Origin of the sequence: Helicobacter pylori Shi112 (assembly GCF_000277405.1) — a bacterium.
Taxonomy (GTDB): Bacteria; Campylobacterota; Campylobacteria; order Campylobacterales; family Helicobacteraceae; genus Helicobacter; species Helicobacter pylori_C.
In genome coordinates, this window is sequence record NC_017741.1 from 1,332,286 (window position 1) to 1,355,861 (window position 23,576).

Consider the following 23,576-nt stretch of genomic DNA (forward strand, 5'->3'; position numbering starts at 1 on the left):
CATATTTTCATTGAAATAACCCTTAAATTCATTTATATCTAAAAGTTATCCGACCCTTGTCTAAGCTATAGGGCGTAAGCTCTAGCTTGACCCTATCGCCTAAAGCAATCCTAATATAGTGCATGCGCATCTTTCCAGAAATACGGCACAACACCACATGCTTATTGTCTAATTCCACCTTAAAAGTGGCGTTAGGCAACGCCTCAATCACTTTCCCATCCACTTCTATAACATCATCTCTTGCCATTAACGCTCCGTAAGAATCACTGCTTTATTGCCAATTATGGCGATAGTATGCTCATGGTGGCTTGTGTTAAGCCCATCCACTGAAACCACGCTCCACTTATCCGCTAGTATTTTAGGCTCGCCTTGTTTTTGACACACCATAGGCTCTAAGCAAAACACCATGCCCTCTTTGATTTTAGGGCCGCTATTAGGTTTAACGCCTTTTTCTAGGTAGTTGGGGATTTCTGGTTCTTCATGGGGTTTTTTACCAATGCCATGCCCGCAAAATCCCTTCAAAGGCACAAAGCCCCTTTCTGCAATAGCGCCCTCTAAAATCTGACTCAACTCCTTAAAATGCATGCCCACTCTAATTGAATTAATGGCATGCATCAAGCTCTCTTTGGAGCAAGCGAGCAATTTTTCATCTTGCAAGCTTATTGCACCTATAGGAAGCGTGAGGGCCGAATCGCCATAATAGCCATCCACCTCCACCCCCAAATCCAAACCTATAATATCCCCTTCTTGTAAAACATAATCCGTAGGAATGCCATGAATAACCACTTCATTTAAGGACATGCACACAGAGTTGGGGAATCCATACAGCCCCTTAAAAGCCGGCCTGGCATGGGAGGATTTGATAAAATCTTCAGCCATTTTATCCAGCTCTAAAAGTGAAACCCCAGGCCTCACTTCTCGCTCTAAAAGGGCTAACGCTTGAGCGGTCAATTCCCCGGCTTTTCTTAGAGCTTTGATTTCTTTTGGGCTTTTAATAGAGATCGCCATTAAAAGCCTACCGCGCTTAAAGTTTTATACTTGCTCATATAAATTTGCGCTTCAATCTTTTTCATGGTGTCAATAGCGACCTGAACCACAATCAGCACCGCCGTGCCTCCAAAGTAAAAAGGCACGCCCATAGCCTTAACCAAAATCCAAGGCACGGTAGAGATGAGCGCTAAATACAATGAACCCCACAAAGTGAGCTTACTCGCTACAGAATTTAAAAACGATGAAGTCCCCTCCCCAGGCCTAAGCCCTGGAATATACCCGCCATTACGCCTTAAATTATCCGCAATATCCTTAGAATTGAACACGATAGAAGAATAAAAGTAAGCAAAAAAGATAATGAGCAAGAACATCAAAATATTATACGCATACCCTTGCGGGCTTAAAAAATCCGCAATCGCTTGCAAGGTTTTATTGCTTGTGGCTTGCTGCAAAATCGTAGAAGGGAACACGAGCAAAGCTGAAGCGAAAATAGGGGGGATCACCCCGCTTAAATTCAACTTAATAGGAATGTAATTCATGATGCGCTTGTTTTGGTTTTGCATCACCACTTTACGTGCATAGGAAATAGGGATCCTGCGCTCGGCTAATTCCACATAGATAATCGCAAAAATAGTCGCTAAAACAATCAGCACAATACCAATGAGCATTAAGATATTAATAACACCTGTATTGACCAAGTTGAATGTGCCTGAAATAGCCGATGGGATCCCTGAAACAATCCCGGCAAAAATAATGAGACTGATCCCATTCCCCACGCCCCTTTGCGTGATTTGCTCCCCTATCCACATGAGCAGCATCGTCCCTGTAAGCATAGAAAACGCTGAAACGATCATAAAGACTTGCATATCAATCATGATCGCTCCATTAACTCCCCCACTAATGCTCCTTAAGCCCACTGAAACGCTCACCGCTTGGATTAGGGTGATTAAAATGGTTAGATAGCGCACAATTTGCATGTATTTTTGCATGCCGTCTCGCTCTTTTTTCATTTTAGCCAAGTTGGGGAAAGTCGCGCTCAAAAGCTCCATGATAATTGAAGAAGTGATATAGGGCATGATACCCAAAGAGATGATGCTCAAGCGAGAAACCGCATTCCCGCTAAACATGTTAAACAACCCCAAAGCGTTGTTGGAATTGCTGTCAAAAAAAGCCTTGATCGCTGCTAAATCTACGCCAGGAATGGGGATATAAGCTAAGACTCTGTAGAGAAATAAAAAACCCAAAGTGATGAGTATCTTACTAGCAATAGCTTTATTCATATTAACTTATTCCTCTCCAATCAAGCTGATAAGGGCATTACTTCTGCCCGCTTGTTTTGATTCTCTCATCTTTAATTTTAGAAGCCAGGTTTTTAGCGTCTTTACCAATCAATTTCACGCCTTCAATATAAAGGGGGAAATGGCACAAAGCGCGCAAGCTTGAAAAAGTGATTTCTTCTAAATCCTTAATCGCTTCATTCTTTTCTACATTGATAGAATAGATATGAGAATCTTTAGTCCTAAAACCTATTTTAGGCAAACGGCGTTGTAAGGGTTGTTGCCCCCCTTCAAAGCCTCTTTTAGCCTTATAACCTGTCCTTGCGGTTTGGCCTTTACCGCCCCTTGTGGCCGTCTTTCCCATGCCGCTTCCTTGACCACGGCCCACTCGTTTGATTTTTTTAACGCTACCTTTAGCCGGTTTTAAATTTTCTAATCCCATCATCATATCCTTTTTAACTACGCCTTGATTTTCGCTAAAGCGTCAAAAGTCGCGCGCACCACATTATAGGGGTTATTGGAGCCTAAAGATTTGGTGAGAATATCCTTAATGCCTGCTAATTCCACGATAGGGCGCGTTGAACCCCCAGCAATCACTCCCGTTCCCTCACTTGCCGGTTTGAGTAAAATACGGCTTGCGTTGTATTTATGCTCAATATCATGAGCGATAGTCGTGCCTTTAATGGTTACATGGATTAGGTTTTTAAACGCATCATCTACCGCTTTTTTAATCGCATCAGGGACTTCCTTAGCCTTGCCCAAACCAAAGCCTACAAGCCCATTTTTATTGCCCACAACCACTAAAGCGTTAAAACGAAACCGCCTACCGCCCTTAACCACTTTGGTTACACGGCCAATATTCACAACGACTTCTTGAAACTCTTCTCTGTTAATCTCTTCCATACCTTTCCTTTCTGTCATAGAGCAATCCCGTTCTCTCTCAAGCTTTCAGCAAACGCTGCCACCACGCCATGATAGAGGTAACCATTCCTGTCATAAACCGCTCGCTCAATCCCTGCTTTTTTCAATTCTTCAGCAAAGAGAGCGCCTAATTTTTTAGCGTCTTCTTGCGTGTTTTTAAAGCCCATTTTCCTGCCGTCAATATGCGTTATGGTGCTTTGTTTAACATCATCAATCGCTTGCGCATAGAAATAGCGGTTGGAACGAAAAACGCTCACCCTAGGCCTTAATGCATCGCCTAAGAGTTTGCTTTTAATCCTTAATTTTCGGCGATCTCTTAAGGCTTTCTTTTTATACAATGCTTTTGCGTTCATCACTTCACCTTATTTATTTTTTGGCTGTTTTACCAGCTTTTCTAATAATGACTTCATTGCTGTATTTCACGCCCTTGCCCTTGTATGGCTCTGGGGGTCTGAAGCTCCTGATTTCAGCGGCGACTTGCCCTACTTTTTGCTTATCGCTCCCTTTGATAGTGATCGTGTTTTTTTCCACCACCATTTCAATCCCCGCTGGAATGGGGTATTTCACCGGGTGGCTAAAACCCAAACTCAAATCCAAAGTTTTATTGCCCAAAGCCACCTTATAGCCCACGCCATTGACTTCTAAAGTCTTAGCGAAACCGGTGCTTAAGCCTATTACAATGTTGTTGGCTAACGCCCCATAAGTCCCCCAATAAGCCCTAGATTGCGCGTCTTCGCCCACAGGCTGGAAGCTCAATTGGTTGTTTTCAAGCGTGATTTTCACTCGGTTGTGAGTTTCTAACTCATGCTTTTCTTTGCTGTTTTTAAAAAGAAGCTTGCTCCCTTCAACGCTCGCTTGCACAGAGCTTGGAATTTCAATGATTCTTTTCCCAATTCTTGACATTTTCAATCCTTTACCAAATGCTGCAAAGCACTTCGCCGCCGACATTTTGTCTGTAAGCTTCTTCGTTGGTGATCACCCCTTTAGAAGTGCTTACCACAATCACGCCATAGCCATTTTTAAAGCGCTTCAACTCGTTTTTTTGCTTATACACACGACGACCGGGCTTGCTTAAGCGCTTCACTTCGCTGATTTTTGAATGCCCTTTTTCATCATAAGCCAATTGCACATAAACCGATTGTTTCTTGTCTTTATCTTTGACATTGAAATCTTTAATGAAACCTTTTTCTTTAAAAATCTCTAAAATAGAAACCACGATCTTTGCGTAATAAAGCTGTGTGAATTCTAAGCGGCGCATAGAAGCGTTTCTCAAACGAGTTAATGAATCTGCAATTATATCATTTACCATATCTTATCCTTACCAACTAGCTTTTCTCAAGCCTGGGATGAGTCCCTCACTGCCCATTTTTCTTAAGCACACCCTACAAAGTCCAAAATCCCTATACACCGAATGAGGTCTCCCACAAATGCGGCATCTAGTATAAGCTCTTACTTGAAATTTTGGTTTCCTTTGAGCCTTTGCTATCATTGATTTTTTAGCCATATTAACCCCTTATCTCACTTTTGCAAAAGGCAATCCAAGCAATTCTAACAACTTGAACGCTTCTTTATCGTTGTCTGTAGAAGTTACCATAGTGATGTTCATGCCATGACTGACCATAATATCATCATAAACCACTTCTGGGAAAATCAACTGCTCATTGATCCCAAAAGTGTAATTCCCACGCCCATCAAAACCATTCCGTGAAATCCCTCTAAAGTCTTTCACTCTGGGTAAAGAAATCACAATCAGCTTTTCTAAGAAATTATACATGCGTTTATTCCTTAAGGTAACTTTCGCCCCTACCGCCATGCCTTCTCTGATCTTAAAGCCTGCAACGGATTTTTTCGCTTTAGTGATAACCGCTTTTTGCCCTGCAATCAAAGAAATCGTTTGCGCGATATTTTGCATGATTTTCATGTCTTTTGCATGAGCCCCAGCGCCCACGCTGATAACGATTTTTTCTAGCTTGGGTAAAAGCATGGGGTTTTTGATGTCTAATTCTTGAGCGAGTTTTGCCTTCACTTCATTTTGATAAAATTGTTTCAAACCAAACATGTATCCAACTCCTTAGGCTTTCTTCACATTGGAAATGTGCATGGGCTTTTCTTTATGGATAAAGCCCCCTTTAGGGTTATCATCAGTAGGTTTAATCGCTTTTTTCACCACTTTACACCCTTCAACAACCACTTGAGAAGTCTTAGGCAACACCGCTAAAACCTTAGCGACCTTACCCTTATCGTCTCCTGCAATGACTTTCACCATGTCATTTTTTTTGATTTCGCTTTTCATTATACAACCTCCGGCGCTAGAGAAATAATTTTCATGAAATTAGCGTAACGCACTTCTCGGCTCACTGGCCCAAAAATCCTTGTGCCAACCGGATCTTTTTTAGCGTCCAAAATCACTGCTGCATTGTCATCAAAACGCACCAAAGAACCATTTTTCCTTTGGATTTCTTTTTTCGTTCTCACCACAACGGCTTTGACTACTTGACCGCGCTTCACCTTACCATTAGGGATAGCTTTTTTCACGGAAGCCACGATCACGCTACCCACACTCGCATAGCGTTTATGGCTGCCTCCTAACACCTTAATGCACATGATTTCTTTAGCGCCGCTATTGTCAGCGACATTCAATCTTGTAAAACTCTGTATCATGCTTATACTCCCACTACTAAAATTTCTTTAAGCGTGAAAGACTTGGTTTTAGAAAGCGGTCTGCACTCAATCGCGCTCACAAAATCCCCTACTTTCACCTGATTGTTTTCATCATGGATGGTGTATTTTTTAAACTTTTTAACAATCTTGCGGTATTTTTCATGCACCACTTTTCTTTCCACAAGAATCACAGCGCTTTTTTCAGCAAACTTGCTGATAACCTTGCCTTGCACTAACCTCTTATGCGGCTCTTTTGTATTCATTGCTTACCCTTTTTTACTCAGCGCTAGAAGAATAATGCGCATTAATGGCCGTGTTAATGCGGGCGATATTTCTTCTGGCTTTCTTAATCTCGTTAGGATTACTCAATTGCATAGCCTTTAACTTAATGCGCAACTCAAAAAGCTCCGCTTTTTTAGCATGCAACAACTCTTCTAATTCCTTGATACTTTTATCTTTCAATTCAGTATATTTCATTTTCGCTCTCACAAGTTACAATTTTGGTTTTAAAAGGAAGTTTGCTCTGAGCTAACGCTAAGGCTTCTCTCGCTAGTCCTTCTTCAATGCCTAGCATTTCATAAACGATTCTGCCCGGCTTGATATTCATCACCCATTTTTCCACAGAGCCCTTACCTTTACCCATCCTGGTTTCTAAAGGTTTAGCGGTCAAAGGCTTATCAGGGAACACTCTAATCCACACCTTACCCGCTCTTTTAATGTGCCTTGTCATGGCCACCCTTGCGGATTCAATCTGGCGTGAATCAATCCTCCCATGCTCTATGGCTTTAATCGCAATATCCCCAAACGCAATAGAGTTACCACGATGGGCTTTCCCACGATTGCGCCCTTTCATTTGCTTTCTGTATTTTGTTCTTTTTGGCATTAACATGATTATTGCCTCCCTCTTCTGCTTCTTCTAGGCTCTCTTTCTTCTTTAGCCTCTTCTTTTTTCTCAAATTGGATTCCTTTTTGCAAAACTTCCCCTTTGAAAATCCACACTTTCACGCCAATAATACCATATACCGTCATCGCTTCAGCAAAGCCGTAATCAATCTTAGCCCTTAAGGTGTGTAAAGGCACGCGCCCTTCCATATACCATTCGGTGCGAGCGATTTCAGCCCCTGCTAAACGGCCAGAAACGCGCACCTTGATCCCTTTAGCGCCGGATTTTAACGCCGCTTGCATGACCTTTTTCATCGCGCGGCGGAAAGCGACCCTTTTTTCTAACTGGGTGGCTACATTTTCTGCGGCTAATTGGGCGTCAGCTTGGGGGCGTTTGACTTCTTTAATATTAATGGAGACTTCTTTTTTGATGAGCGTTTTTAAGCCTTCTTTGACTTTTTCAATATCCACGCCTTTTTTACCAATGATAAGCCCTGGTCGAGCCGCTACGACCGTAACGCGCAGTTTTTTAGCCGCTCTTTCAATCACAATCTCGCTCACGCCGGCATAATAAAGCTCTTTTTTAAGGAATTTCCTAATCTTATTGTCTTCATCAATATTGCTTGGAGCGGTGCGAGCGCTAGGGAACCATCTGGAAGTCCAATTCCTATTAATACCTAATCTTAAACCTACCGGATTAACTTTTTGTCCCATGCCCTACTTACCTTCTGCTTGATTTTTTTTATGGCTTTTAGAAGATTTCATTTCTTTCCCTTCTGCTACTTCTACGAATACATGAGATGTTGGCTTTCTAATGGCTGTGGCTCTGCCTTTAGCCCTTGGAATGGAGCGCCTAAGCACAGGACCAGCATCCACTCTGCAAGAAACAATCAGAGCGCTCTTGGCGTCTAAAGATCCGTTAGCGACCGCAGAAGCCACCACTTTTGAAAGCACTCTAGCCGCTTTATTGGGCGTAAATTCCAAACTAGCGATCGCTAATTCAGCGTTCATGCCTTGAATCTGTCTTGCAATCAATCTGACTTTAGTAGGAGATAACCGCACAAATTTTAATAACGCTTTACTCATTCTACCCCCTTACTTGCCAATCTTTTTTTGGACACTGCCTTTGTGCCCTTTAAAAGTTCTTGTAGGAGCGAATTCTCCTAACTTATAACCCACATGGTTTTCTGTGATATACACAGGGACAAAAACCCTTCCGTTATGCACATTATAAGTAAAACCAATCATTTCAGGCAAAATGGTGCTTCTTCTAGACCATGTTTTAATCGGGCGGTTATCCTTACCCTCTTTTGCCTTGAGCGTTTTTTTCATCAAGTGGTCGTCTATAAAAGGACCCTTTTTAATTGACCTAGACATTCTTTAACCCTTTATTTATGTTTCTTTCTGGAAATGATGAGCTTGTCGCTAGCTTTTTTCTTTCTCGTTTTATAGCCCTTAGCCGGAGTGCCCCAAGGCGATACAGGATGACCGCTTGTCCCTGTTTTACCCTCACCCCCACCATGCGGGTGATCCACTGGGTTCATAGCGCTACCACGAGTTTGTGGGCGAATGCCTCTGTGGCGGTTACGCCCTGCCTTACCGATAGAGACATTGATAAAATCCTCATTCCCTACCACGCCAATACTCGCCATGCATTCGCTTAGAATGTAGCGCATTTCAGAGCTTGGCATCCTAAGAATGGTGTATTTATTTTCTCTACCCATGATTTGAGCGCTCATCCCTGCACTTCTGGCTAATTGCCCGCCAGCCCCTGGATGCATTTCAATATTATGCACCACCGTTCCTATAGGGATATTTTTTAACTTCATCGCAAAGCCCACTTTAATATCCAAACCGCCTTCAGCAGCGATAACGCTATCGCCTACTTTCAAACCGCTTGGCTGTAAAATGTAGCGTTTGTCCCCATCAGGATAGACTACAAGAGCGATGCGCGCGTTTCTGTAAGGATCATACTCAATCGCAACCACTTTCCCTTCAATGTTGTATTTGTTGCGTTTGAAATCAATAATGCGGTAGAGTTTTTTAGCCCCTCTCTCTTTGTGGCGGCTGGTGATGCGCCCGTTATTGTTTCTCCCTGCTGTTGCTTTAAGCTTAGTGAGCAAGCCTTTGACACTGCTTTTTGCGGTAATGTCTTTAGAGTCCAACACCGACATGAAGCGTCTGCTTGGGGTGTAGGGCTTATAAGTTTTAATCGCCATAACGCTTTCTCCTTTCTACGCGCCAAGGGCGGCAATGCTAGCGCCCTCTGGAACTTTCACATAAAATTTCTTAAACGACTTTCTTTGTCCAAGCTTCCCTCTAAAGCGTTTCACCTTACCCTCTTGTTTCAAAGAATTGATTTTCAAAGGCTCAAAGCCAAAGTAAGTTTTAAACACTTCTTTGAGCTGGTTTTTGGTTACATTTTGAGCCGTTTGGACCACTAAAACGCCTTTTTCTTGCAATCCTAATGACTTTTCAGTGTAAAGAATTGACTTTATATCCATGATGTCTGCCATTTTTTACTCCTCTGTCTTATCTTGCACCACATGCTGAAACGCTGCTTCTTCCATCACAACAGAGCTAAACGCCGCTAAAAGATAAGCGTTTAACTCGCTCACATCAATAATGAGGCATTTTTTAAGGTTACTAAAGGCTAACTCGGTGTATTCGTCCATGTTCATGCACACAAACAAAGTGTCTCGTTGCTCCAAAGCCTGGAACATTTGGTTGGCCTCTTTAGTCAAATGCTTTCTTTTATTGTCTTCAACCACGCCTTTTATAGCGATTTTTTCCACCACAAAAAGCTTATTCGCTTGCGCTTTTTCTTCTAAAGCGTATTCTAAAGCCAAGCGTTTTTGTTTTTTATTGATTTTAAGGTTGTAGTTGCGGTTGTTAGTGGCCCCATGAGAGACACCCCCACCCACAAACACAGGCGAAGTGATGCTCCCTGCTCTGGCCCTTCCGCCCCCTTTTTGCGCCCAAGGCTTCCTACCGCCCCCACTCACTTCAGCGCGGTTTTTACTTTTAGCGGTATTAGCGCGTGTAGAAGATAAATAATGTTTCACATAGAGATAGAGATTATGGCTGTTGATGCCCTCATATCTTTTAGGTAACTCCACGCTACCCTTTTCTTTCAAATGGCTGTCTAAAACGATGGCCTTACTCATATCAAACCCTTTATATTATATTCAATGTATGGTTTTATACCGCTCTAATGCGTCCATAAGCCCCAGAAAAGCCGGCCACTGAACCCTTTAGCACTAACACCATACTTTCTTTATCAAAAGAGAGCACCTCGTTTTGGCAAGTAACTAGCTCATTGCCATAATGCCCTGCCATTTTCCTACCCTTTTGCACTCTTCCTGGCCATTCTCTGTTACCAATAGAGCCAGGGCGGCGATGGAAACGGCTCCCATGAGCGGCAGGCCCGCCTTGGAAATTCCAACGCTTCATCACCCCCGCAAAGCCTCTCCCTTTAGTTTTAAAGCTCGCTTTAACCCTTTTGAGCGTTTCTAAAGCGCTCAAATCCAAATCGCCCAACTCTTGTTGTTGGGAAGCTTTTAAGGTAGCGAAATGGTTAAACTCTTTACTGAGTTGGTATTTCTTTTGCTGGCCTTCAATCGCCTTATTGTGTTTTTTATGCATCGCATAGGCCACTAAAGCTTTCCCATTTTCTAATTGGCACACTTTCGCTTGCAAGACTTTAAGCAAGGTTACAGGCGTGCTGTTAGCGTCAATGGTGCGGCTCATGCCTATCTTTTGAACTAAAAATTCCATATCTAACCCTTATTTTATTATCTCAATGCGTTAGGACTACTTCGTTTCCATAGAGGTTACTTCTACATCCACTTCAGGAGCTAAATCCAACTTCATCAAGCTATCCACGGTTTCTGGGGTGGCCGAGATAATATCAATCAATCGGCTATAAACCCTAATCTCAAACTGCTCTCTTGAATCCTTATTGACATGCGGGGAGCGTAAAACGGTGTAACGCTTATTCTTAGTCGGTAAAGGGATAGGCCCTCTAATTTCAGAACCTGAGCGCTTTACGGCTTCCACGATAGCCACAACAGAGCGATCCAACACTCTATGGTCATAAGCTTTGAGCTTCAACCTGATTTTTTCCATAAACTCTCCTAAAAGAACTCGTTTTATCCGTTACTAAAAACAGAATAAAACAATAAAATAAAAACTGAAATACTACTCAAAATGCGCCATTTAGTCAACAACTTTTGCTATTTTTAGGGATTTTTAGAGATTTTTACTTCCTTTTTATAAGGAAATATAAAAAAATGCGCTACGATTATCTTAATCCAATCTCATTTGAAAGGAAGTTCATGCCCCTTTCTTGCTTGCACCCTTTTGGGCCTTTTGAAACCCCTAAAGAGCCGGCTTTAAACAACCCGCTTTTAAAGGCGCATTCAAGCGATAAAATCTGTCTTTTAGGGCCGATGAAATCCGGTAAAACCACTTCCGCCCTCAAACTAGCGAAGGATTTTAAAAACCCTGTGTATATCAATTACAATGACATGCGTTTGAACAAAAACATTCTAAGCTCATGGCTTTTAAAATGGCATTTAGAAAAGAAAATGGATTTGCTCATTTTAGATCATATTGACCGCTTGGATTTCAGCCTGCCTAAGCTTCCTAAAATCGTTCTTATCCCTAATTATTTAAGCCCCATAACAGCGCCAGATTGCAGCTTGTGCTATGCGTTAGGGTTGAATTTTAAAGAATATACTAGCCTTTTCAAACCCAACACCCCTAAAAACACTCTGTTTAACCGCTTTTTAAAAGACGGCAACGCTTTAGATTCGCTTTTTATAGAAAACGATCAAGAAAAAATCCTAAAAAAACAAGAAAATATCAAATTAATCTTTCAAGCTTACGCCCCCTTAATGGCTAAAATCTGCTCGTATCAATCTAAGTTTGTGAGCGCTTTTTATCTTTATACGCAACTCAAAAAAGAGCTTAAAATCTCTAAAGACACCCTCTATAAATTGTTACATGCGCTAGAAAACCAGTGCATCATTTTTTTAGCCCCCAGTTTTGAAAACAATAAAACCAAATTGTATCTGTGCGATTTTGCCTTGCCTTATAGCCTAACTGCTAGTCCTTCGCTTTTAAATGTTTTTGAAAACATGGTTTTTTTAGAGCTTTACAAGCAATTCCCAAATCATGAGCTTTGCTCCCATGATAATGGGATTTTTATCTTGCACAAAAACGCCACTAACAAGCTCGCCCTCATCGCCCACGCTTTCCCCACGCCGCATTTTTTAGAAAAACAGCTTTCTTGGTGCCATAAACATGGGTTTTTAAAAATTGCAGTCGTTTCTATCAACGCCCCTATTTCAGCAGCTAATACCCCTTACAAACACCTTAATTTCATTGATTTTTCTTTGGATATTCAATCTATTTTGGTATAATAATTACTTGTATTTATGTATTTATGTATTTATGTATTTATGTATTTATGTATTTATGTATTTATGTATTTATGTATTTATGTATTTATGTATTTATGTATTTATGTATTTATGTATTTATGTATTTATGTATTTATGTATTAAATATTATTACTCACATTTTTAAATTATTATTGCATATTTTAATTTTTTCTTAAGCTAACTCACTATAATCTATCCCAGTATTTCGCTTTTTTGAGAAATACCACCTACCCTAAAAGCGTAGGGCGTTTTTAATATTCTTTTATAGAAAGGAAGTTATAATGAATGCATTGAAAAAATTAAGTTTCTGCGCCTTGTTATCCCTAGGCCTCTTCGCTCAAACAGCGCATGCTAAGAGTTTGAAAGACACGATTAACTACCCTGATTGGCTTAAAATCAATCTTTTTGACGACAAGAATCCGCCCAATCAATATGTCGGATCGGCTTCAATTTTTGGTAAGAGGAACGATTTTTACGACAATTACATCCCCTATGATGACAAATTGCCCCCTGAAAAGAACGCTGAAAAAGTGGCTTTTTTAAGGGCTAAAATGAACGCTTATGGCGTTTTAGAGATTCTCTTAGTGACCAAGAAAGTGCGAGAACGCATTTATAAGGAGTTTCAAGATAAAGACCAATCTATCAACAATCTGTTTGGAGTGGTTGATTTGTTAGTCTCTAAATCCATTTTAGCTAAAAGGTATGTGGATGCCATCAACCATCGTGTGTATGTTATGGTGCAATTCCCTTTCATTCAGCCTGAAGATCTCATCGCTTACTTTAAAGCAAAGCATATCAATATCTCTTCAACAAGCGCTACCAATCTCAGCGCCATTTTAAACAAGGCGTTGTTCCACATCTAAGAGTTTGGGATTTAACAAGCGGTTTTTAAGCGTGAAGCTATGCCGATGAAAAGGCGTAGCCCCTAGCTTAATCATCGCTTCTATATGCTGTTTAGTCCCATACCCGCAATTCTTATCCCAGCCGTATTCCTTAAACAAAGCGTGCAATTGTCGCATTTCTCTGTCCTTAAAGGCTTTCGCTAAAACAGACGCCATAGCGATTTGAGCGATCTTTTCATCGCCCTTGATGATGGTTTGTATATTAGGGTAGCGTTTATTCAAACCAAACGCCGTGTTGCCGTCTATTTTTATTTGATTGGCTAAAGAGCGGCCATTTTCTAAAATTTCTTGCACAGCGAGCTTCAAACACGCCCCTAAGCCTAAGTTATCAATTTCATTCGCGCTTTTTTTAACCACCCAAAACTTGACCTCGCCATGCGTTTTGATTTTGTCTTCTAAGAAAAAGCGTTTTTTTGGGCTGAGTTTCTTGCTATCCTTAAGACCCATTTCTAAAAACTCTAAGGCTGTTTTTTCACTACACACCACCCCAGCCACAAAAAGCGACCCGGCCAAACACCCCCTCCCCGCCTCATCAATGCCTAAAATCATTTGCTTGATAAATTTTTTGAGAGATTAGGTTTTTCAAGATTAGGCAAATACTTTTCAAACACCTTCTCGCACCCCCCAATAATCTTTTGTTTATACCATGAACCTTGCCCACAAAAACTACAAAACTTTTCATGATAATCCGCCAAAACTTTCTGAATAACTTCTTGCTTATTTTTTTCAAAATGCAAAAAATGTTTTTCTAAAAATTCCCAAAAACTTCCAATAATGCTGTATTTATATTCATCTTCTTTTCTATGCTCTCCTAGTAACTCAACAGCTTGTTTGAAAAACCTAAACGCATCCTCTTTGTCTTCAGCATTAGTTCCTTGATAGATGTATAAGCGAGCTTGCTGATTATCAATATAATCCACATTGTAGAGCTTATTTTTTTGCTTCGCCTTACCATATGCTTGATTCAAATAGTCTTGTGCCTCTTTAAACTTGCCTATTGGCATATGACACATTGCATATTGCAACCAAAATTGAGGTTCCTCCGCAAGACTTGGAATCTCTCTTTTAGCATCATCATAGTAGTTAAGCAAAAATATAAATTATCCTTATCTCCATCTTTTTCTTTGCCAAACACACGACTCATAGTGTGATAATTCAATAGTTTAAGATAGACTCTATGTTCTTGATTGAATTGGTAATTTTTCTTTGTATTCCTTGATCTTTTTAATATCTCAAAAGCATACCTTGTGATCTCATCGTATGAGAACATGCGGTGCAAAACAAATAAGGCTAGAATACTAGAACCAGAATCGCCATCATTCCATAAATTTAAAGCTCTAAATTGTTTGATGTATTGCGGCTTAAATTTTCCTAATCCATCATCTCCTAATAAATGCGCCAAAAGTGCAATATCTCCACTAGTAATGCTCGCTACACGTAAGAAACAAACAACAAACAATATCTTTTTTATTTGTTTCTCTTTTAAAATATCTTCCAAATTTTCTTTTAGCTTGTTGTGAATATGTTGAGAATTAAAGATATCCAATAAAATAAGCATCATTTCAGCATTGCAATTTCTTTGAAGATACCCTTTTTGTCTTCCAAAAGATTCTCCACTCAAATCTCTCGACCACAAACCAAGATAACTAATAATCTGTGCAAAAACACCCAGATCCCAATCGCTTAGCTGTCCTATTTCTATTAGGGAATCTCCTTGAATAACCTTGTAGTCCTCATCGCCATGCCAATCAACAGCTCTTGTTGCCAATATCAATTTGACACAACGAGTTTCTTTAACTTTCTTAGCGATATATCGAGAAATCTCTGGCTGATTCAGATAAGAATCTATAAAAATATAAGCCTTCTCATCTCTATCTTTGAGTTGTCTTAGTAGCGTATCTATTTCTTCTTTTTGAGAAATAAAATCCCCATGCCTAACAAAAAATACTGAGTTGCCACTTTCAACAAGTGCTATTGCTAATTGTCTTAAAAATATCGTTTTCCCACTCCCTAATTCACCAAACACCCCTAAAATCCCTACGCTATCTCGCGCTAATTCGCGTTGAGCTTCATCAATTTCTTCTTTTCTAGGAATTAGTTTAGGAACATAATCTGACCGAATAAGATTTTTCAAGCTATCTTTATCCTTTACCCCTTCTGTTATCTTATCTCCTAGAGTGAATCCCTTACCTAAAAGACTTTTTCTAATCTGATGCCCATTTTTTAAATACTGCAAAACTTCATTTTGTAACCATCCATCTTTAAACTTACCTTGCTCAAAAAATAATTTTAGGTCATTGTCTCTAATATTGACATCCAATGAATTAGAAATGATTATTTTTTCCAAATAGTTAAAACCTAAATTAGTATCATGCGGCCAACATTCTGAAATTTTGTTTGCAAAAGATTCCACACCAATCCTAAGCAATTTCCCATACCTTTCAAATTTTTTATCACCTATAGGATCTTTATCGTATTTTTTAGAATCTGCAACCACAAAAATAACTTCCCCTCGCATATTCCCCATTTCCATAAGTAAGATTCTCTCAATAGGCATATCTGCTAGAGAATACCCCATAAACACCACCAAAGCAGAATATTGCAGATCTTTTCTAAACTTATTTTCCCACTCCGAAGAATTTGCAAAAACATCACCATTAACATAAGAAGAATGACTCAACTTAAAAGAACTGTCCAAGTGTTCTGGCTTCAATTTTTCCACACAACCATTAATGTGTAAGCAAAAATTCCTAGATTCTTCACTTGGTAAATTGTCTTCAAGCGTTAAAGTATCAATATTTTTACCAACTTGCTTGCCAGCATAACAAATCAAGTCATCGTAATTTGTCGTGTAAATGCTCTTCCATGGCCATCCTACAACAACTTTTTGTTCATCCTTTGGTTGCTTGATCATAAAAATATCTTTTAATTTTTCAACAATTTTTTGACGAGATTTCTCAAGTAGGCAGTATTCAGCCACATCTTTCAGATCTTTTGTCTCATAATACTCCCTCTTAAGTCCACAAAATTCACCTAATTTACCTCTTAGCTGATTACCCAAGGGCAATTCACCATCAAACCCTGTAGCACCAGCTGAAAAGCCAGTCCCAAAAAACACTACAGCACCCCCACTCGCAATTTCTCTTGCCCACTTTTTATAATCTTGATCCGTGACCTTATTCATGTTTCAAGCATTAGGCCCGATCATCTTTTCAGGCACCACGAATTTGTCAAAATCTTCAGCGCTCAAGAGTTTCAATTCCAGCGCGCTTTCTTTTAAAGAAATGCCTTTTTTGTGGGCGTTTTTAGCGATTTTAGCGGCGTTTTCATAGCCTACATGCGGGTTTAGGGCGGTTACTAGCATCAAAGAATGGTGCAAGTAATAATCAATCTTTTCTCTATTAGGTTCAATACCGCTTGCGCAATGGGTATTAAAACTTTCCATGCTGTCGCTCAACAGCCTTAAACTTTGCAAGAAATTATAAATGATTACCGGTTTAAACACATTCAATTCAAAATTACCCTGACTGGCCGCAATGCCAATAGCGGTATCATTCCCCATCACTTGCACGGCCACCATTGTCATCGCTTCGCATTGCGTGGGATTGACTTTACCGGGCATAATAGAGCTGCCCGGCTCGTTTTCAGGGATATTAAGCTCGCCCAAACCACAGCGCGGCCCGCTCGCAAGCCATCTAATATCGTTAGCGATTTTCATTAAATTCGCCGCTAAAGCCTTAAAAGCCCCATGCGCATAAGCGATAGCGTCATGGCTAGTGAGCGCATGGAACTTATTGGGCGCAGAAATGAATTTCACGCCGCTAAACTGGCTCAATTCTTCAGCCACTTTTTCACTCAATTCTTTATGAGCGTTTAACCCTGTGCCTACGGCAGTCCCGCCTATGGCTAATTCTCTTAAATGCTCCAAACTCTCTAAAATTTGTTGTTTAGAATGCTCTAACATGCTCGCATAACCGCTAAATTCTTGCCCCAAAGTTAAAGGCGTAGCGTCTTGTAAATGCGTGCGCCCGATTTTGACAATCTCTTTAAATTGTTGGCTTTTGTCTTTAAAGGTCTTTAGCAGATTCTCTAAACTGGGCAATAACTTGCGCGTGATTTCTAGCACGCTCACAATATGCATTGCGGTAGGGAAAGTGTCGTTGGAGCTTTGAGACATGTTCACATCATCGTTAGGGTGGATGAGTTTTTTCTCCCTGAAATTACCCCCTAAAATTTCTGTAGCCTTATTGGCAATGACTTCATTGAGATTCATATTCGTTTGAGTCCCGCTCCCTGTTTGCCATATCGCTAGGGGAAACTCGCCGCACAACTCGCCTTTTAAAATGCAATCGCACGCCTTGATAATGGCTTGGGATTTTTCTAGGCTTAATTTCCCTAACTTGTGATTGACAACCGCCAGACTCCTTTTGAGTTTGGCAAACGCGCCAATGAGTTCTTTAGGCATTTTTTCGGTGCCGATTTTAAAGTTTTCAAGACTGCGTTGCGTTTGAGCTCCCCAGTATTGGCTGTCATTCACTTGAATTTCGCCCATCGTGTCATGTTCAATTCTAAATTGCATACTAATCCTTTGAAATTTGATTTTAAAACCTTAAAAAAATAGCATAAACTCTTATACCTTCTACTTAAAAACCCTAATTTTTTTAAAAACAATTTCCACAATTTTTACACGAAAGAAAGTTATCATTCATCCGCAACAAGAATTTTCTTGTTATCTTAATTTAAAGGTCAAAACGATGAAAAAGTTAGCCGCTTTATTTTTAATAAGTGCATTGGGGGTTATGAGTTTAAACGCATGGGAGCAAACCCTAAAAGCGAATGACTTGGAAGTGAAAATCAAATCCGTGGGTAACCCCATTAAAGGCGATAACACTTTCGTGCTTAGCCCTACTTTAAAAGGTAAAGCTTTAGAAAAAGCTATCGTTAGGGTGCAGTTTATGATGCCTGAAATGCCCGGCATGCCAGCGATGAAAGAAATGGCGCAAGTGAGTGAAAAGAACGGCATTTATGAAGCTAAAACCAATCTTTCTATGAACGGGACATGGCAGGTGAGGGTGGATATTAAATCTAAAGAGGGTCAGGTTTATCGCACTAAAACAAGCCTGGATTTATAAGAGCATGCTATCTTTTATGAGCGCGTTTTATAAAAGGGGCGTTTCAATACGCCTTCTAAGCGCTTTTTTACTGCTTTTTAGTTTGGGTTTTGCTAAAGATTTAGAGATCCAATCTTTTGTGGCTAAATACCTTTCTAAAAATCAAAAAATACAAGCCTTACAAGAGCAAATTGACGCTTTAAGTTCTCAAGAAAAAGCCGTTAGCAAGTGGGATAACCCTATTTTGTATTTAGGCTATAACAACGCTAATGTGAGCGATTTTTTCAGGCTGGATAGCACCTTGATGCAAAACATGAGCGTGGGCTTGTCTCAAAAAGTGGATTTAAATGGTAAAAAACTCACGCAGTCTAAAATGATCCATTTAGAAAAGCAAAAAAAGATATTAGAGCTTAAAAAAACCAAGCAACAATTAGCGATTAATTTAATGATAAGCGGTATTGAAAATTATAAAAACCAACAAGAAATAGAGCTTTTAAAGACAGCGATTAAAAATTTAGAAAACACCCTCTATCAAGCCAACCATTCTAGTTCGCCCAATTTAATAGCGATCGCCAAGCTAGAAATTTTAAAATCGCAATTAGAAATCAAAAAAAACAATTTAGAAGAAGCGCTATCTGGCAGCCATTATTCCATGGGTGAATTGACTTTTAAAGAAAACGAGCTTTTAAGCATTGCCCCTAAAAATTTTGAATTCAATAAGGAGCAAGAATTGCATAACATTAGCGCCACTAATTACGATATTGCGATCGCTAGGCTTGATGAAGAAAAATCGCAAAAAGACATCACTTTGGCTAAAAAAAGCTTTTTAGAAGATGTGAATGTTACCGGGGTGTATTATTTCCGCTCCAAACAATACTATAACTACGATATGTTTAGCGTCGCTTTGTCTATCCCCTTACCCATTTACGGCAAGCAAGCCAAATTAGTGGAGCAAAAGAAAAAAGAAAGCTTGGTGTTTAAAAGCGAAGTGGAAAACACCAAAAACAAAACCCACCATCTGGCCCTAAAACTCCTTAAAAAATTAGAAACCTTGCAAAAAAACCTAGAATCGATCAATAAAATCATCAAGCAGAATGAAAAAATCGCGCAAATTTATGCGCTTGATTTGAAATCTAATGGCGATTACAACGCTTATTACAACGCTTTTAATGACAAGATCACTATCCAAATCACCCAGCTTGAAACCTTAAGCGCTTTAAATAGCGCTTATTTGTCTTTACAAAACCTTAAAGGATTAGAATGAAACGGATTTTATGGTTAGCCTTGATTTTATTTTTTAGCCCCTTATTCGCTAACGCTCAAAAAACTCAAGAAACTAAAGAAGTTAAAAGCCAAACCCGTTTCAATATTCCCACCACTAAGGTCATAGAAAAAGAATTTTCTCAAAGCCGGCGCTATTACGCGCTCCTACAGCCTAATGAAGCGCTGATTTTTTCTCAAACCCTGCGTTTTGATGGCTATGTGGAAAAGCTTTATGCGAATAAAACCTATACCCCCATTAAAAAGGGCGATAGGTTATTGAGCGTGTATTCCCCTGAACTAGTGAGCGCTCAAAGCGAATTGCTATCATCATTGAAATTCAACCAACAAGTGGGAGCGATTAAAGAAAAATTAAAACTATTAGGGCTAGAAAACTCCAGCATTGAAAGAATTATCAGCGCTCATAAAGTCCAAAATGAAATGACTATTTACTCTCACTTCAACGGCGTTATTTTTAAAAAAAGCCCCAATCTCAATGAGGGGAGTTTCATTAAAAAAGGGCAAGAGTTGTTTCAAATCATAGATTTAAGCCAATTGTGGGCGCTTGTTAAAGTCAATCAAGAGGATTTAGAGTTTTTAAAAAACACGCATAAAGCGATCTTGTTTGTAGAAGGGGTTAAAGGCGGGCAAGAAATCACGCTTGAAAACATCAACCCTATCATAAACAAAGAAGATAAAATGCTAGAAGCGCGCTTCAATGTGCCTAATGCTAAACAGCTTTATTACCCTAACATGTTCGCTCAAGTAGAAATCTTTCAAAAACCACAAAAAATGAAGATCCTGCCTAAAGAAGCGGTTTTGATTAAAGGGGGGAAAGCTATCGTGTTTAAAAAAGATGATTTTGGCTTAAGCCCGTTAGAAATTAAAGCCGTTCGCTTGAGCGATGGGAGTTATGAAATTTTAGAGGGTTTAAAAGCGGGCGAAGAAGTCGCTAATAACGCTTTATTCGTGCTAGACGCTGACGCTCAAAACAATGGGGATTATTGAATGATAGAAAAAATCATTGATTTAAGCGTTAAAAACAAACTCCTTACCACTTTAGTCACTCTGCTCATTTTTTTAGCCTCTTTGTGGGCGATAAAAAGCGTCCGTTTAGACGCTTTGCCGGATTTAAGCCCCGCTCAAGTGGTCGTGCAAATCACTTACCCCAATCAAAGCCCTAAAATCGTGCAAGAGCAGGTTACTTACCCATTAGTTTCTACTTTCATGAGTATCGCTAACATTGACACGGTCAGGGGGATTTCTAGCTATGAAAGCGGCCTGATTTACATCATTTTTAAAGACGGCGTCAATTTGTATTGGGCTAGAGATAGGGTTTTAGAGCAATTAAACAGAGCGCTCAATCTGCCTAAGGACGCTAAAGTGGAAATAGGGAGCGATTCCACTTCTATTGGCTGGGCGTATCAATACGCTCTATCTAGCGATAGCAAGAATTTAAGCGATTTGAAAGTCTTGCAAGATTTTTATTACCGCTATGCGCTTTTGGGGGTTGATGGGGTGAGTGAGGTCGCAAGCGTGGGGGGCTTTGTGAAGGATTATGAAGTAACGCTTCAAAACGATTCTTTGATCCGTTATAACTTGAGTTTAGAGCAAGTCGCTAACGCGATTAAAAATTCCAATAACGATACCGGTGGGGGCGTTATTTTAGAAAACGGGTTTGAAAAAATTATAAGATCGCATGGCTATATCCAATCTTTGAAGGATTTAGAAGAAATTGTGGTTAAAAAAGAAGGGGCTATCCCTTTAAAAATCAAAGATATAGCCAGCGTTAGGCTAACGCCAAAACCACGCCGAGGGGCTGCCAACCTTAATGGCGATAAGGAAGTGGTGGGGGGGATTGTTATGGTGCGCTATCACGCTGACACTTATAAGGTGCTTAAAGCCATTAAAGAAAAAATCGCCACCTTACAAGCGAGTAACCCTGATGTGAAAATCACTAGCGTGTATGACAGGAGCGAATTGATTGAAAAAGGCATTGACAACTTAATCCACACGCTCATAGAAGAAAGCGTGATTGTATTAGTTATTATTGCGATTTTTTTACTGCATTTCAGGAGCGCTTTAGTGGTGATTATCACTCTGCCTTTAAGCGTGTGCATTAGTTTCTTGCTCATGCGTTATTTCAATATTGAAGCGAGCATTATGAGTTTAGGGGGCATTGCGATCGCTATAGGGGCGATGGTGGATGCGGCTATTGTGATGGTAGAAAACGCGCACAAGCATCTGCAACACATTGATACAAAAGACAACGCTCAAAGGGTTAATGCCATCATGCAAGGGGTTAAGCATGTGGGAGGCGCGATATTTTTTGCTTTAATGATTATCGTGGTTTCTTTCTTGCCTATTTTCGCGCTCACCGGTCAAGAAGAAAAGCTTTTTGCCCCTTTAGCTTACACCAAAACCTTTGCCATGCTAGTAGGAGCCTTGCTTTCTATCACCATGGTCCCTATTTTAATGGTATGGCTCATTAAAGGGCGGATTTTAGAAGAGTCTAAAAACCCTATTAACGCTTTCTTCATGAAAATTTATGGCGTAAGCTTGAATGTTGTGCTTAAGTTCAGATACGCTTTTTTAATAGCGAGCGTTGTGGGTTTAGGGGGCTTGTATGTAGCGTATCAAAAACTCAACTGGGAATTTATCCCCCAAATCAATGAAGGGGTAGTGATGTATATGCCTGTAACCATTAATGGCGTGGGCATTGACACCGCTTTAGAATATTTGAAAAAAAGTAATAGCGCTATCAAGCGATTGGATTTTGTCAAACAAGTTTTTGGTAAAGTGGGGCGCGCTAACACCAGCACCGATGCTGCCGGTTTAGCCATGATAGAAACCTACATTGAATTAAAGCCGCAAAACGAATGGAAAGAAAAGCTCAGCTATAAAGAAGTTAGGGATAAATTAGAAAAAACCTTGCAATTAAAAGGCTTGACCAATTCATGGACTTACCCCATTCGTGGGAGAACGGACATGCTCTTAACCGGGATTAGAACGCCCCTAGGCATCAAGCTCTATGGTAATGACACGGATAAATTACAAGAATTAGCGATCCTTATGGAACAACAGCTCAAAACCCTAAAAGAGAGTTTGTCCGTCTTTGCGGAGCGATCCAATAATGGCTACTACATCACGCTGGATTTGAACGATGAAAATCTGGCTCGTTATGGCATCAATAAAAACGCCGTGTTAGACACGATTAAATTCGCTTTGGGCGGAGCCACGCTCACTACCATGATTAAGGGCGTAGAAAATTACCCCATTTCTTTACGCTTAGAAGACACAGAAAGAAACACCATTGAAAGATTACAAAACCTCTACGTCAAAACCGCTTACAATTACATGCCCTTAAGGGAGTTAGCCCATGTCTATTACGACAACTCGCCGGCGGTGTTAAAGAGCGAAAAGGGCTTGAATGTGAATTTTATTTATATTGTGCCCCAAGCCAATATCAGCTCTGATACCTACAGACAACTGGCTCAAAAAGCGCTAGAAAAAATCAAATTGCCCAGCGGGTATTATTATGAATTTAGCGGTGAGAGCCAGTATTTAGAAGAAGCGTTTAAAACCTTACAATACATCGTGCCGGTGAGCGTGTTTATCATTTTTATTTTAATTGTCTTTGCTTTAAAGAATCTCACTAATTCCTTACTATGCTTTTTCACTCTGCCTTTTGCGTTTTTGGGGGGGTTAATTTTTATGAATATCATGGGCTTTAACATGAGCGTGGCGGCGTTAGTGGGCTTTTTAGCCCTTTTAGGGGTAGCGAGCGAAACGGCTATTGTGATGATTATTTATTTAGAAGACGCGTTTCAAAAATTCATCAAAACCCCTTTAAAAGAGCAAAACAGTGCCGCTTTAAAAGAGGCCATCATGCATGGGGCGGTGCTTAGGGTAAGGCCCAAGCTTATGACCTTTTTTAGCATTCTAGCTTCACTCATTCCGATCATGTATAGCCATGGCACAGGAAGTGAGATCATGAAATCCATCGCTGCGCCCATGCTAGGAGGCATGATAAGCAGCGTTGTTTTAACGCTTTTTATTATCCCTACGGCGTATTTTGTGATTAAAAACGCTAGGGTTAAAAGCAATCAAACATCATTTTAAGAA

At 40.1% G+C, this 23,576-nt stretch carries 31 protein-coding genes and 1 pseudogene; 6 read left to right on the forward strand and 26 right to left on the reverse strand.

Translation table 11 applies throughout. From position 1 onward, the window contains the following. Positions 1–28: 28 nt before the first annotated feature. Genes infA through rpsJ form a run of 23 tightly spaced genes read right to left on the reverse strand, consistent with a single transcriptional unit; the run spans position 29 to position 10,859 of the window. Positions 29–247: a translation initiation factor IF-1 gene (infA, locus tag HPSH112_RS06425; protein WP_000090248.1), complete on the reverse strand. Its 219-nt coding sequence runs from the start codon at positions 245–247 to the stop codon at positions 29–31. After that, complete coding sequence (map, locus tag HPSH112_RS06430) at positions 247–1,008, reverse strand: type I methionyl aminopeptidase (protein ID WP_001018115.1); 762 nt, start codon at positions 1,006–1,008, stop codon at positions 247–249. Before map ends, infA begins: the two co-directional genes overlap by 1 nt. Continuing rightward, positions 1,008–2,270: a preprotein translocase subunit SecY gene (secY, locus tag HPSH112_RS06435; protein ID WP_001030195.1), complete on the reverse strand. Its 1,263-nt coding sequence runs from the start codon at positions 2,268–2,270 to the stop codon at positions 1,008–1,010. The genes map and secY overlap by 1 nt, the downstream gene beginning before the upstream one ends. 37 nt (positions 2,271–2,307) lie before the next feature. Further along, the gene (rplO, locus tag HPSH112_RS06440) at positions 2,308–2,709 is read right to left on the reverse strand and encodes a 50S ribosomal protein L15 (protein ID WP_014534306.1); all 402 of its coding nucleotides are present in this window, start codon (positions 2,707–2,709) and stop codon (positions 2,308–2,310) included. A gap of 17 nt (positions 2,710–2,726) precedes the next feature. After that, positions 2,727–3,170, reverse strand: coding sequence for a 30S ribosomal protein S5 (rpsE, locus tag HPSH112_RS06445; RefSeq protein ID WP_001860543.1), 444 nt, complete (start codon positions 3,168–3,170; stop codon positions 2,727–2,729). A 14-nt stretch (positions 3,171–3,184) separates the two neighbouring features. After that, entirely contained in the window at positions 3,185–3,541 is a 357-nt protein-coding gene (gene rplR, locus HPSH112_RS06450; RefSeq protein WP_000991853.1) for a 50S ribosomal protein L18, read from the reverse strand. Between the two features lie 13 nt (positions 3,542–3,554). After that, complete coding sequence (rplF, locus tag HPSH112_RS06455; protein ID WP_000086586.1) at positions 3,555–4,091, reverse strand: 50S ribosomal protein L6; 537 nt, start codon at positions 4,089–4,091, stop codon at positions 3,555–3,557. Between the two features lie 10 nt (positions 4,092–4,101). Beyond that, positions 4,102–4,497 carry a 30S ribosomal protein S8 gene (gene rpsH / locus HPSH112_RS06460; RefSeq protein WP_000245805.1) on the reverse strand — a complete coding sequence of 132 codons (396 nt, stop codon included), beginning with the start codon at positions 4,495–4,497 and terminating at the stop codon, positions 4,102–4,104. A 9-nt stretch (positions 4,498–4,506) separates the two neighbouring features. Next, positions 4,507–4,692, reverse strand: coding sequence for a type Z 30S ribosomal protein S14 (locus HPSH112_RS06465; protein ID WP_001085694.1), 186 nt, complete (start codon positions 4,690–4,692; stop codon positions 4,507–4,509). Between the two features lie 9 nt (positions 4,693–4,701). Next, entirely contained in the window at positions 4,702–5,247 is a 546-nt protein-coding gene (gene rplE, locus HPSH112_RS06470; protein ID WP_000467363.1) for a 50S ribosomal protein L5, read from the reverse strand. 12 nt (positions 5,248–5,259) lie between these two features. Next, the gene (gene rplX / locus HPSH112_RS06475) at positions 5,260–5,481 is read right to left on the reverse strand and encodes a 50S ribosomal protein L24 (RefSeq protein ID WP_000834238.1); all 222 of its coding nucleotides are present in this window, start codon (positions 5,479–5,481) and stop codon (positions 5,260–5,262) included. Then, entirely contained in the window at positions 5,481–5,849 is a 369-nt protein-coding gene (gene rplN, locus HPSH112_RS06480) for a 50S ribosomal protein L14 (protein ID WP_000616110.1), read from the reverse strand. Before rplN ends, rplX begins: the two co-directional genes overlap by 1 nt. Before the next feature lie 2 nt (positions 5,850–5,851). Continuing rightward, positions 5,852–6,112 carry a 30S ribosomal protein S17 gene (gene rpsQ / locus HPSH112_RS06485; RefSeq protein ID WP_001092746.1) on the reverse strand — a complete coding sequence of 87 codons (261 nt, stop codon included), beginning with the start codon at positions 6,110–6,112 and terminating at the stop codon, positions 5,852–5,854. Between the two features lie 13 nt (positions 6,113–6,125). Further along, positions 6,126–6,326, reverse strand: coding sequence for a 50S ribosomal protein L29 (gene rpmC, locus HPSH112_RS06490; protein ID WP_000877876.1), 201 nt, complete (start codon positions 6,324–6,326; stop codon positions 6,126–6,128). Beyond that, positions 6,313–6,738 (reverse strand): 50S ribosomal protein L16, encoded by a 426-nt coding sequence (rplP, locus tag HPSH112_RS06495; protein ID WP_000928961.1) that lies wholly within the window; start codon positions 6,736–6,738, stop codon positions 6,313–6,315. Before rplP ends, rpmC begins: the two co-directional genes overlap by 14 nt. Positions 6,739–6,740: 2 nt before the next feature. After that, complete coding sequence (rpsC, locus tag HPSH112_RS06500; RefSeq protein WP_000529972.1) at positions 6,741–7,445, reverse strand: 30S ribosomal protein S3; 705 nt, start codon at positions 7,443–7,445, stop codon at positions 6,741–6,743. A gap of 3 nt (positions 7,446–7,448) precedes the next feature. After that, the gene (gene rplV / locus HPSH112_RS06505) at positions 7,449–7,817 is read right to left on the reverse strand and encodes a 50S ribosomal protein L22 (protein WP_000030355.1); all 369 of its coding nucleotides are present in this window, start codon (positions 7,815–7,817) and stop codon (positions 7,449–7,451) included. Between the two features lie 9 nt (positions 7,818–7,826). Then, positions 7,827–8,108, reverse strand: a complete 282-nt coding sequence (gene rpsS, locus HPSH112_RS06510) for a 30S ribosomal protein S19 (RefSeq protein ID WP_000091385.1) — start codon at positions 8,106–8,108, stop codon at positions 7,827–7,829. 11 nt (positions 8,109–8,119) lie between these two features. Continuing rightward, entirely contained in the window at positions 8,120–8,950 is an 831-nt protein-coding gene (gene rplB, locus HPSH112_RS06515) for a 50S ribosomal protein L2 (RefSeq protein WP_000985819.1), read from the reverse strand. 15 nt (positions 8,951–8,965) lie between these two features. After that, positions 8,966–9,247: a 50S ribosomal protein L23 gene (locus tag HPSH112_RS06520; RefSeq protein ID WP_000763613.1), complete on the reverse strand. Its 282-nt coding sequence runs from the start codon at positions 9,245–9,247 to the stop codon at positions 8,966–8,968. A 3-nt stretch (positions 9,248–9,250) separates the two neighbouring features. Next, on the reverse strand, positions 9,251–9,898 hold the full coding sequence (gene rplD / locus HPSH112_RS06525; protein WP_000030176.1) for a 50S ribosomal protein L4: 648 nt from the start codon (positions 9,896–9,898) through the stop codon (positions 9,251–9,253). 34 nt (positions 9,899–9,932) lie between these two features. Beyond that, a complete protein-coding gene (rplC, locus tag HPSH112_RS06530; protein ID WP_000395323.1) occupies positions 9,933–10,508 on the reverse strand; it encodes a 50S ribosomal protein L3 in 576 nt (191 codons plus the stop codon). Between the two features lie 36 nt (positions 10,509–10,544). Continuing rightward, positions 10,545–10,859: a 30S ribosomal protein S10 gene (gene rpsJ / locus HPSH112_RS06535; protein ID WP_000411561.1), complete on the reverse strand. Its 315-nt coding sequence runs from the start codon at positions 10,857–10,859 to the stop codon at positions 10,545–10,547. A 209-nt stretch (positions 10,860–11,068) separates the two neighbouring features. Here rpsJ and HPSH112_RS06540 point away from each other — a divergent pair, with 209 nt between their 5' ends. Both HPSH112_RS06540 and HPSH112_RS06545 read left to right on the forward strand, forming a co-directional pair. Then, positions 11,069–12,157 carry an ATP-binding protein gene (locus HPSH112_RS06540; protein ID WP_014662280.1) on the forward strand — a complete coding sequence of 363 codons (1,089 nt, stop codon included), beginning with the start codon at positions 11,069–11,071 and terminating at the stop codon, positions 12,155–12,157. 302 nt (positions 12,158–12,459) lie between these two features. Continuing rightward, positions 12,460–13,041, forward strand: a complete 582-nt coding sequence (locus tag HPSH112_RS06545) for a hypothetical protein (protein WP_000992747.1) — start codon at positions 12,460–12,462, stop codon at positions 13,039–13,041. On the opposite strand, the gene HPSH112_RS06550 is transcribed toward HPSH112_RS06545, so the two are convergent. The 3 genes and pseudogenes from HPSH112_RS06550 to fumC all read right to left on the reverse strand — a co-directional run bounded on the left by HPSH112_RS06550 (position 13,015) and on the right by fumC (position 17,659). After that, positions 13,015–13,629: a ribonuclease HII gene (locus HPSH112_RS06550; protein ID WP_000600328.1), complete on the reverse strand. Its 615-nt coding sequence runs from the start codon at positions 13,627–13,629 to the stop codon at positions 13,015–13,017. The genes HPSH112_RS06545 and HPSH112_RS06550 overlap by 27 nt on opposite strands. Next, a pseudogene (locus HPSH112_RS06555) lies at positions 13,626–16,264 on the reverse strand (P-loop NTPase). Before HPSH112_RS06555 ends, HPSH112_RS06550 begins: the two are co-directional and overlap by 4 nt. A gap of 3 nt (positions 16,265–16,267) precedes the next feature. Continuing rightward, entirely contained in the window at positions 16,268–17,659 is a 1,392-nt protein-coding gene (fumC, locus tag HPSH112_RS06560; RefSeq protein ID WP_001160564.1) for a class II fumarate hydratase, read from the reverse strand. 175 nt (positions 17,660–17,834) lie between these two features. On the opposite strand from fumC, the gene crdA reads away from it, so the two are divergent. From crdA to HPSH112_RS06580, 4 genes are read left to right on the forward strand one after another with little or no spacing between them, the layout of a single operon-like run. Beyond that, positions 17,835–18,212 (forward strand): copper resistance determinant CrdA, encoded by a 378-nt coding sequence (gene crdA, locus HPSH112_RS06565; RefSeq protein WP_000731572.1) that lies wholly within the window; start codon positions 17,835–17,837, stop codon positions 18,210–18,212. A gap of 4 nt (positions 18,213–18,216) precedes the next feature. After that, positions 18,217–19,455 (forward strand): copper resistance outer membrane protein CrdB, encoded by a 1,239-nt coding sequence (gene crdB / locus HPSH112_RS06570; RefSeq protein WP_000948250.1) that lies wholly within the window; start codon positions 18,217–18,219, stop codon positions 19,453–19,455. After that, on the forward strand, positions 19,452–20,459 hold the full coding sequence (locus HPSH112_RS06575; RefSeq protein WP_000822207.1) for an efflux RND transporter periplasmic adaptor subunit: 1,008 nt from the start codon (positions 19,452–19,454) through the stop codon (positions 20,457–20,459). Before crdB ends, HPSH112_RS06575 begins: the two co-directional genes overlap by 4 nt. After that, positions 20,460–23,573, forward strand: a complete 3,114-nt coding sequence (locus HPSH112_RS06580) for an efflux RND transporter permease subunit (RefSeq protein ID WP_000570422.1) — start codon at positions 20,460–20,462, stop codon at positions 23,571–23,573. Positions 23,574–23,576: the final 3 nt, after the last annotated feature.

Excerpts from the sequence above, each read along its gene's own strand:
- infA (WP_000090248.1), bottom strand. The coding sequence starts at position 247 with ATGGCAAGAGATGATGTTATAGAAGTGGATGGGAAAGTGATTGAGGCG.
- map (WP_001018115.1), bottom strand. The coding sequence starts at position 1,008 with ATGGCGATCTCTATTAAAAGCCCAAAAGAAATCAAAGCTCTAAGAAAA.
- secY (WP_001030195.1), bottom strand. The coding sequence starts at position 2,270 with ATGAATAAAGCTATTGCTAGTAAGATACTCATCACTTTGGGTTTTTTA.
- rplO (WP_014534306.1), bottom strand. The coding sequence starts at position 2,709 with ATGGGATTAGAAAATTTAAAACCGGCTAAAGGTAGCGTTAAAAAAATC.
- rpsE (WP_001860543.1), bottom strand. The coding sequence starts at position 3,170 with ATGGAAGAGATTAACAGAGAAGAGTTTCAAGAAGTCGTTGTGAATATT.
- rplR (WP_000991853.1), bottom strand. The coding sequence starts at position 3,541 with ATGAACGCAAAAGCATTGTATAAAAAGAAAGCCTTAAGAGATCGCCGA.
- rplF (WP_000086586.1), bottom strand. The coding sequence starts at position 4,091 with ATGTCAAGAATTGGGAAAAGAATCATTGAAATTCCAAGCTCTGTGCAA.
- rpsH (WP_000245805.1), bottom strand. The coding sequence starts at position 4,497 with ATGGTAAATGATATAATTGCAGATTCATTAACTCGTTTGAGAAACGCT.
- HPSH112_RS06465 (WP_001085694.1), bottom strand. The coding sequence starts at position 4,692 with ATGGCTAAAAAATCAATGATAGCAAAGGCTCAAAGGAAACCAAAATTT.
- rplE (WP_000467363.1), bottom strand. The coding sequence starts at position 5,247 with ATGTTTGGTTTGAAACAATTTTATCAAAATGAAGTGAAGGCAAAACTC.
- rplX (WP_000834238.1), bottom strand. The coding sequence starts at position 5,481 with ATGAAAAGCGAAATCAAAAAAAATGACATGGTGAAAGTCATTGCAGGA.
- rplN (WP_000616110.1), bottom strand. The coding sequence starts at position 5,849 with ATGATACAGAGTTTTACAAGATTGAATGTCGCTGACAATAGCGGCGCT.
- rpsQ (WP_001092746.1), bottom strand. The coding sequence starts at position 6,112 with ATGAATACAAAAGAGCCGCATAAGAGGTTAGTGCAAGGCAAGGTTATC.
- rpmC (WP_000877876.1), bottom strand. The coding sequence starts at position 6,326 with ATGAAATATACTGAATTGAAAGATAAAAGTATCAAGGAATTAGAAGAG.
- rplP (WP_000928961.1), bottom strand. The coding sequence starts at position 6,738 with ATGTTAATGCCAAAAAGAACAAAATACAGAAAGCAAATGAAAGGGCGC.
- rpsC (WP_000529972.1), bottom strand. The coding sequence starts at position 7,445 with ATGGGACAAAAAGTTAATCCGGTAGGTTTAAGATTAGGTATTAATAGG.
- rplV (WP_000030355.1), bottom strand. The coding sequence starts at position 7,817 with ATGAGTAAAGCGTTATTAAAATTTGTGCGGTTATCTCCTACTAAAGTC.
- rpsS (WP_000091385.1), bottom strand. The coding sequence starts at position 8,108 with ATGTCTAGGTCAATTAAAAAGGGTCCTTTTATAGACGACCACTTGATG.
- rplB (WP_000985819.1), bottom strand. The coding sequence starts at position 8,950 with ATGGCGATTAAAACTTATAAGCCCTACACCCCAAGCAGACGCTTCATG.
- HPSH112_RS06520 (WP_000763613.1), bottom strand. The coding sequence starts at position 9,247 with ATGGCAGACATCATGGATATAAAGTCAATTCTTTACACTGAAAAGTCA.
- rplD (WP_000030176.1), bottom strand. The coding sequence starts at position 9,898 with ATGAGTAAGGCCATCGTTTTAGACAGCCATTTGAAAGAAAAGGGTAGC.
- rplC (WP_000395323.1), bottom strand. The coding sequence starts at position 10,508 with ATGGAATTTTTAGTTCAAAAGATAGGCATGAGCCGCACCATTGACGCT.
- rpsJ (WP_000411561.1), bottom strand. The coding sequence starts at position 10,859 with ATGGAAAAAATCAGGTTGAAGCTCAAAGCTTATGACCATAGAGTGTTG.
- HPSH112_RS06540 (WP_014662280.1), top strand. The coding sequence starts at position 11,069 with ATGCCCCTTTCTTGCTTGCACCCTTTTGGGCCTTTTGAAACCCCTAAA.
- HPSH112_RS06545 (WP_000992747.1), top strand. The coding sequence starts at position 12,460 with ATGAATGCATTGAAAAAATTAAGTTTCTGCGCCTTGTTATCCCTAGGC.
- HPSH112_RS06550 (WP_000600328.1), bottom strand. The coding sequence starts at position 13,629 with ATGATTTTAGGCATTGATGAGGCGGGGAGGGGGTGTTTGGCCGGGTCG.
- fumC (WP_001160564.1), bottom strand. The coding sequence starts at position 17,659 with ATGCAATTTAGAATTGAACATGACACGATGGGCGAAATTCAAGTGAAT.
- crdA (WP_000731572.1), top strand. The coding sequence starts at position 17,835 with ATGAAAAAGTTAGCCGCTTTATTTTTAATAAGTGCATTGGGGGTTATG.
- crdB (WP_000948250.1), top strand. The coding sequence starts at position 18,217 with ATGCTATCTTTTATGAGCGCGTTTTATAAAAGGGGCGTTTCAATACGC.
- HPSH112_RS06575 (WP_000822207.1), top strand. The coding sequence starts at position 19,452 with ATGAAACGGATTTTATGGTTAGCCTTGATTTTATTTTTTAGCCCCTTA.
- HPSH112_RS06580 (WP_000570422.1), top strand. The coding sequence starts at position 20,460 with ATGATAGAAAAAATCATTGATTTAAGCGTTAAAAACAAACTCCTTACC.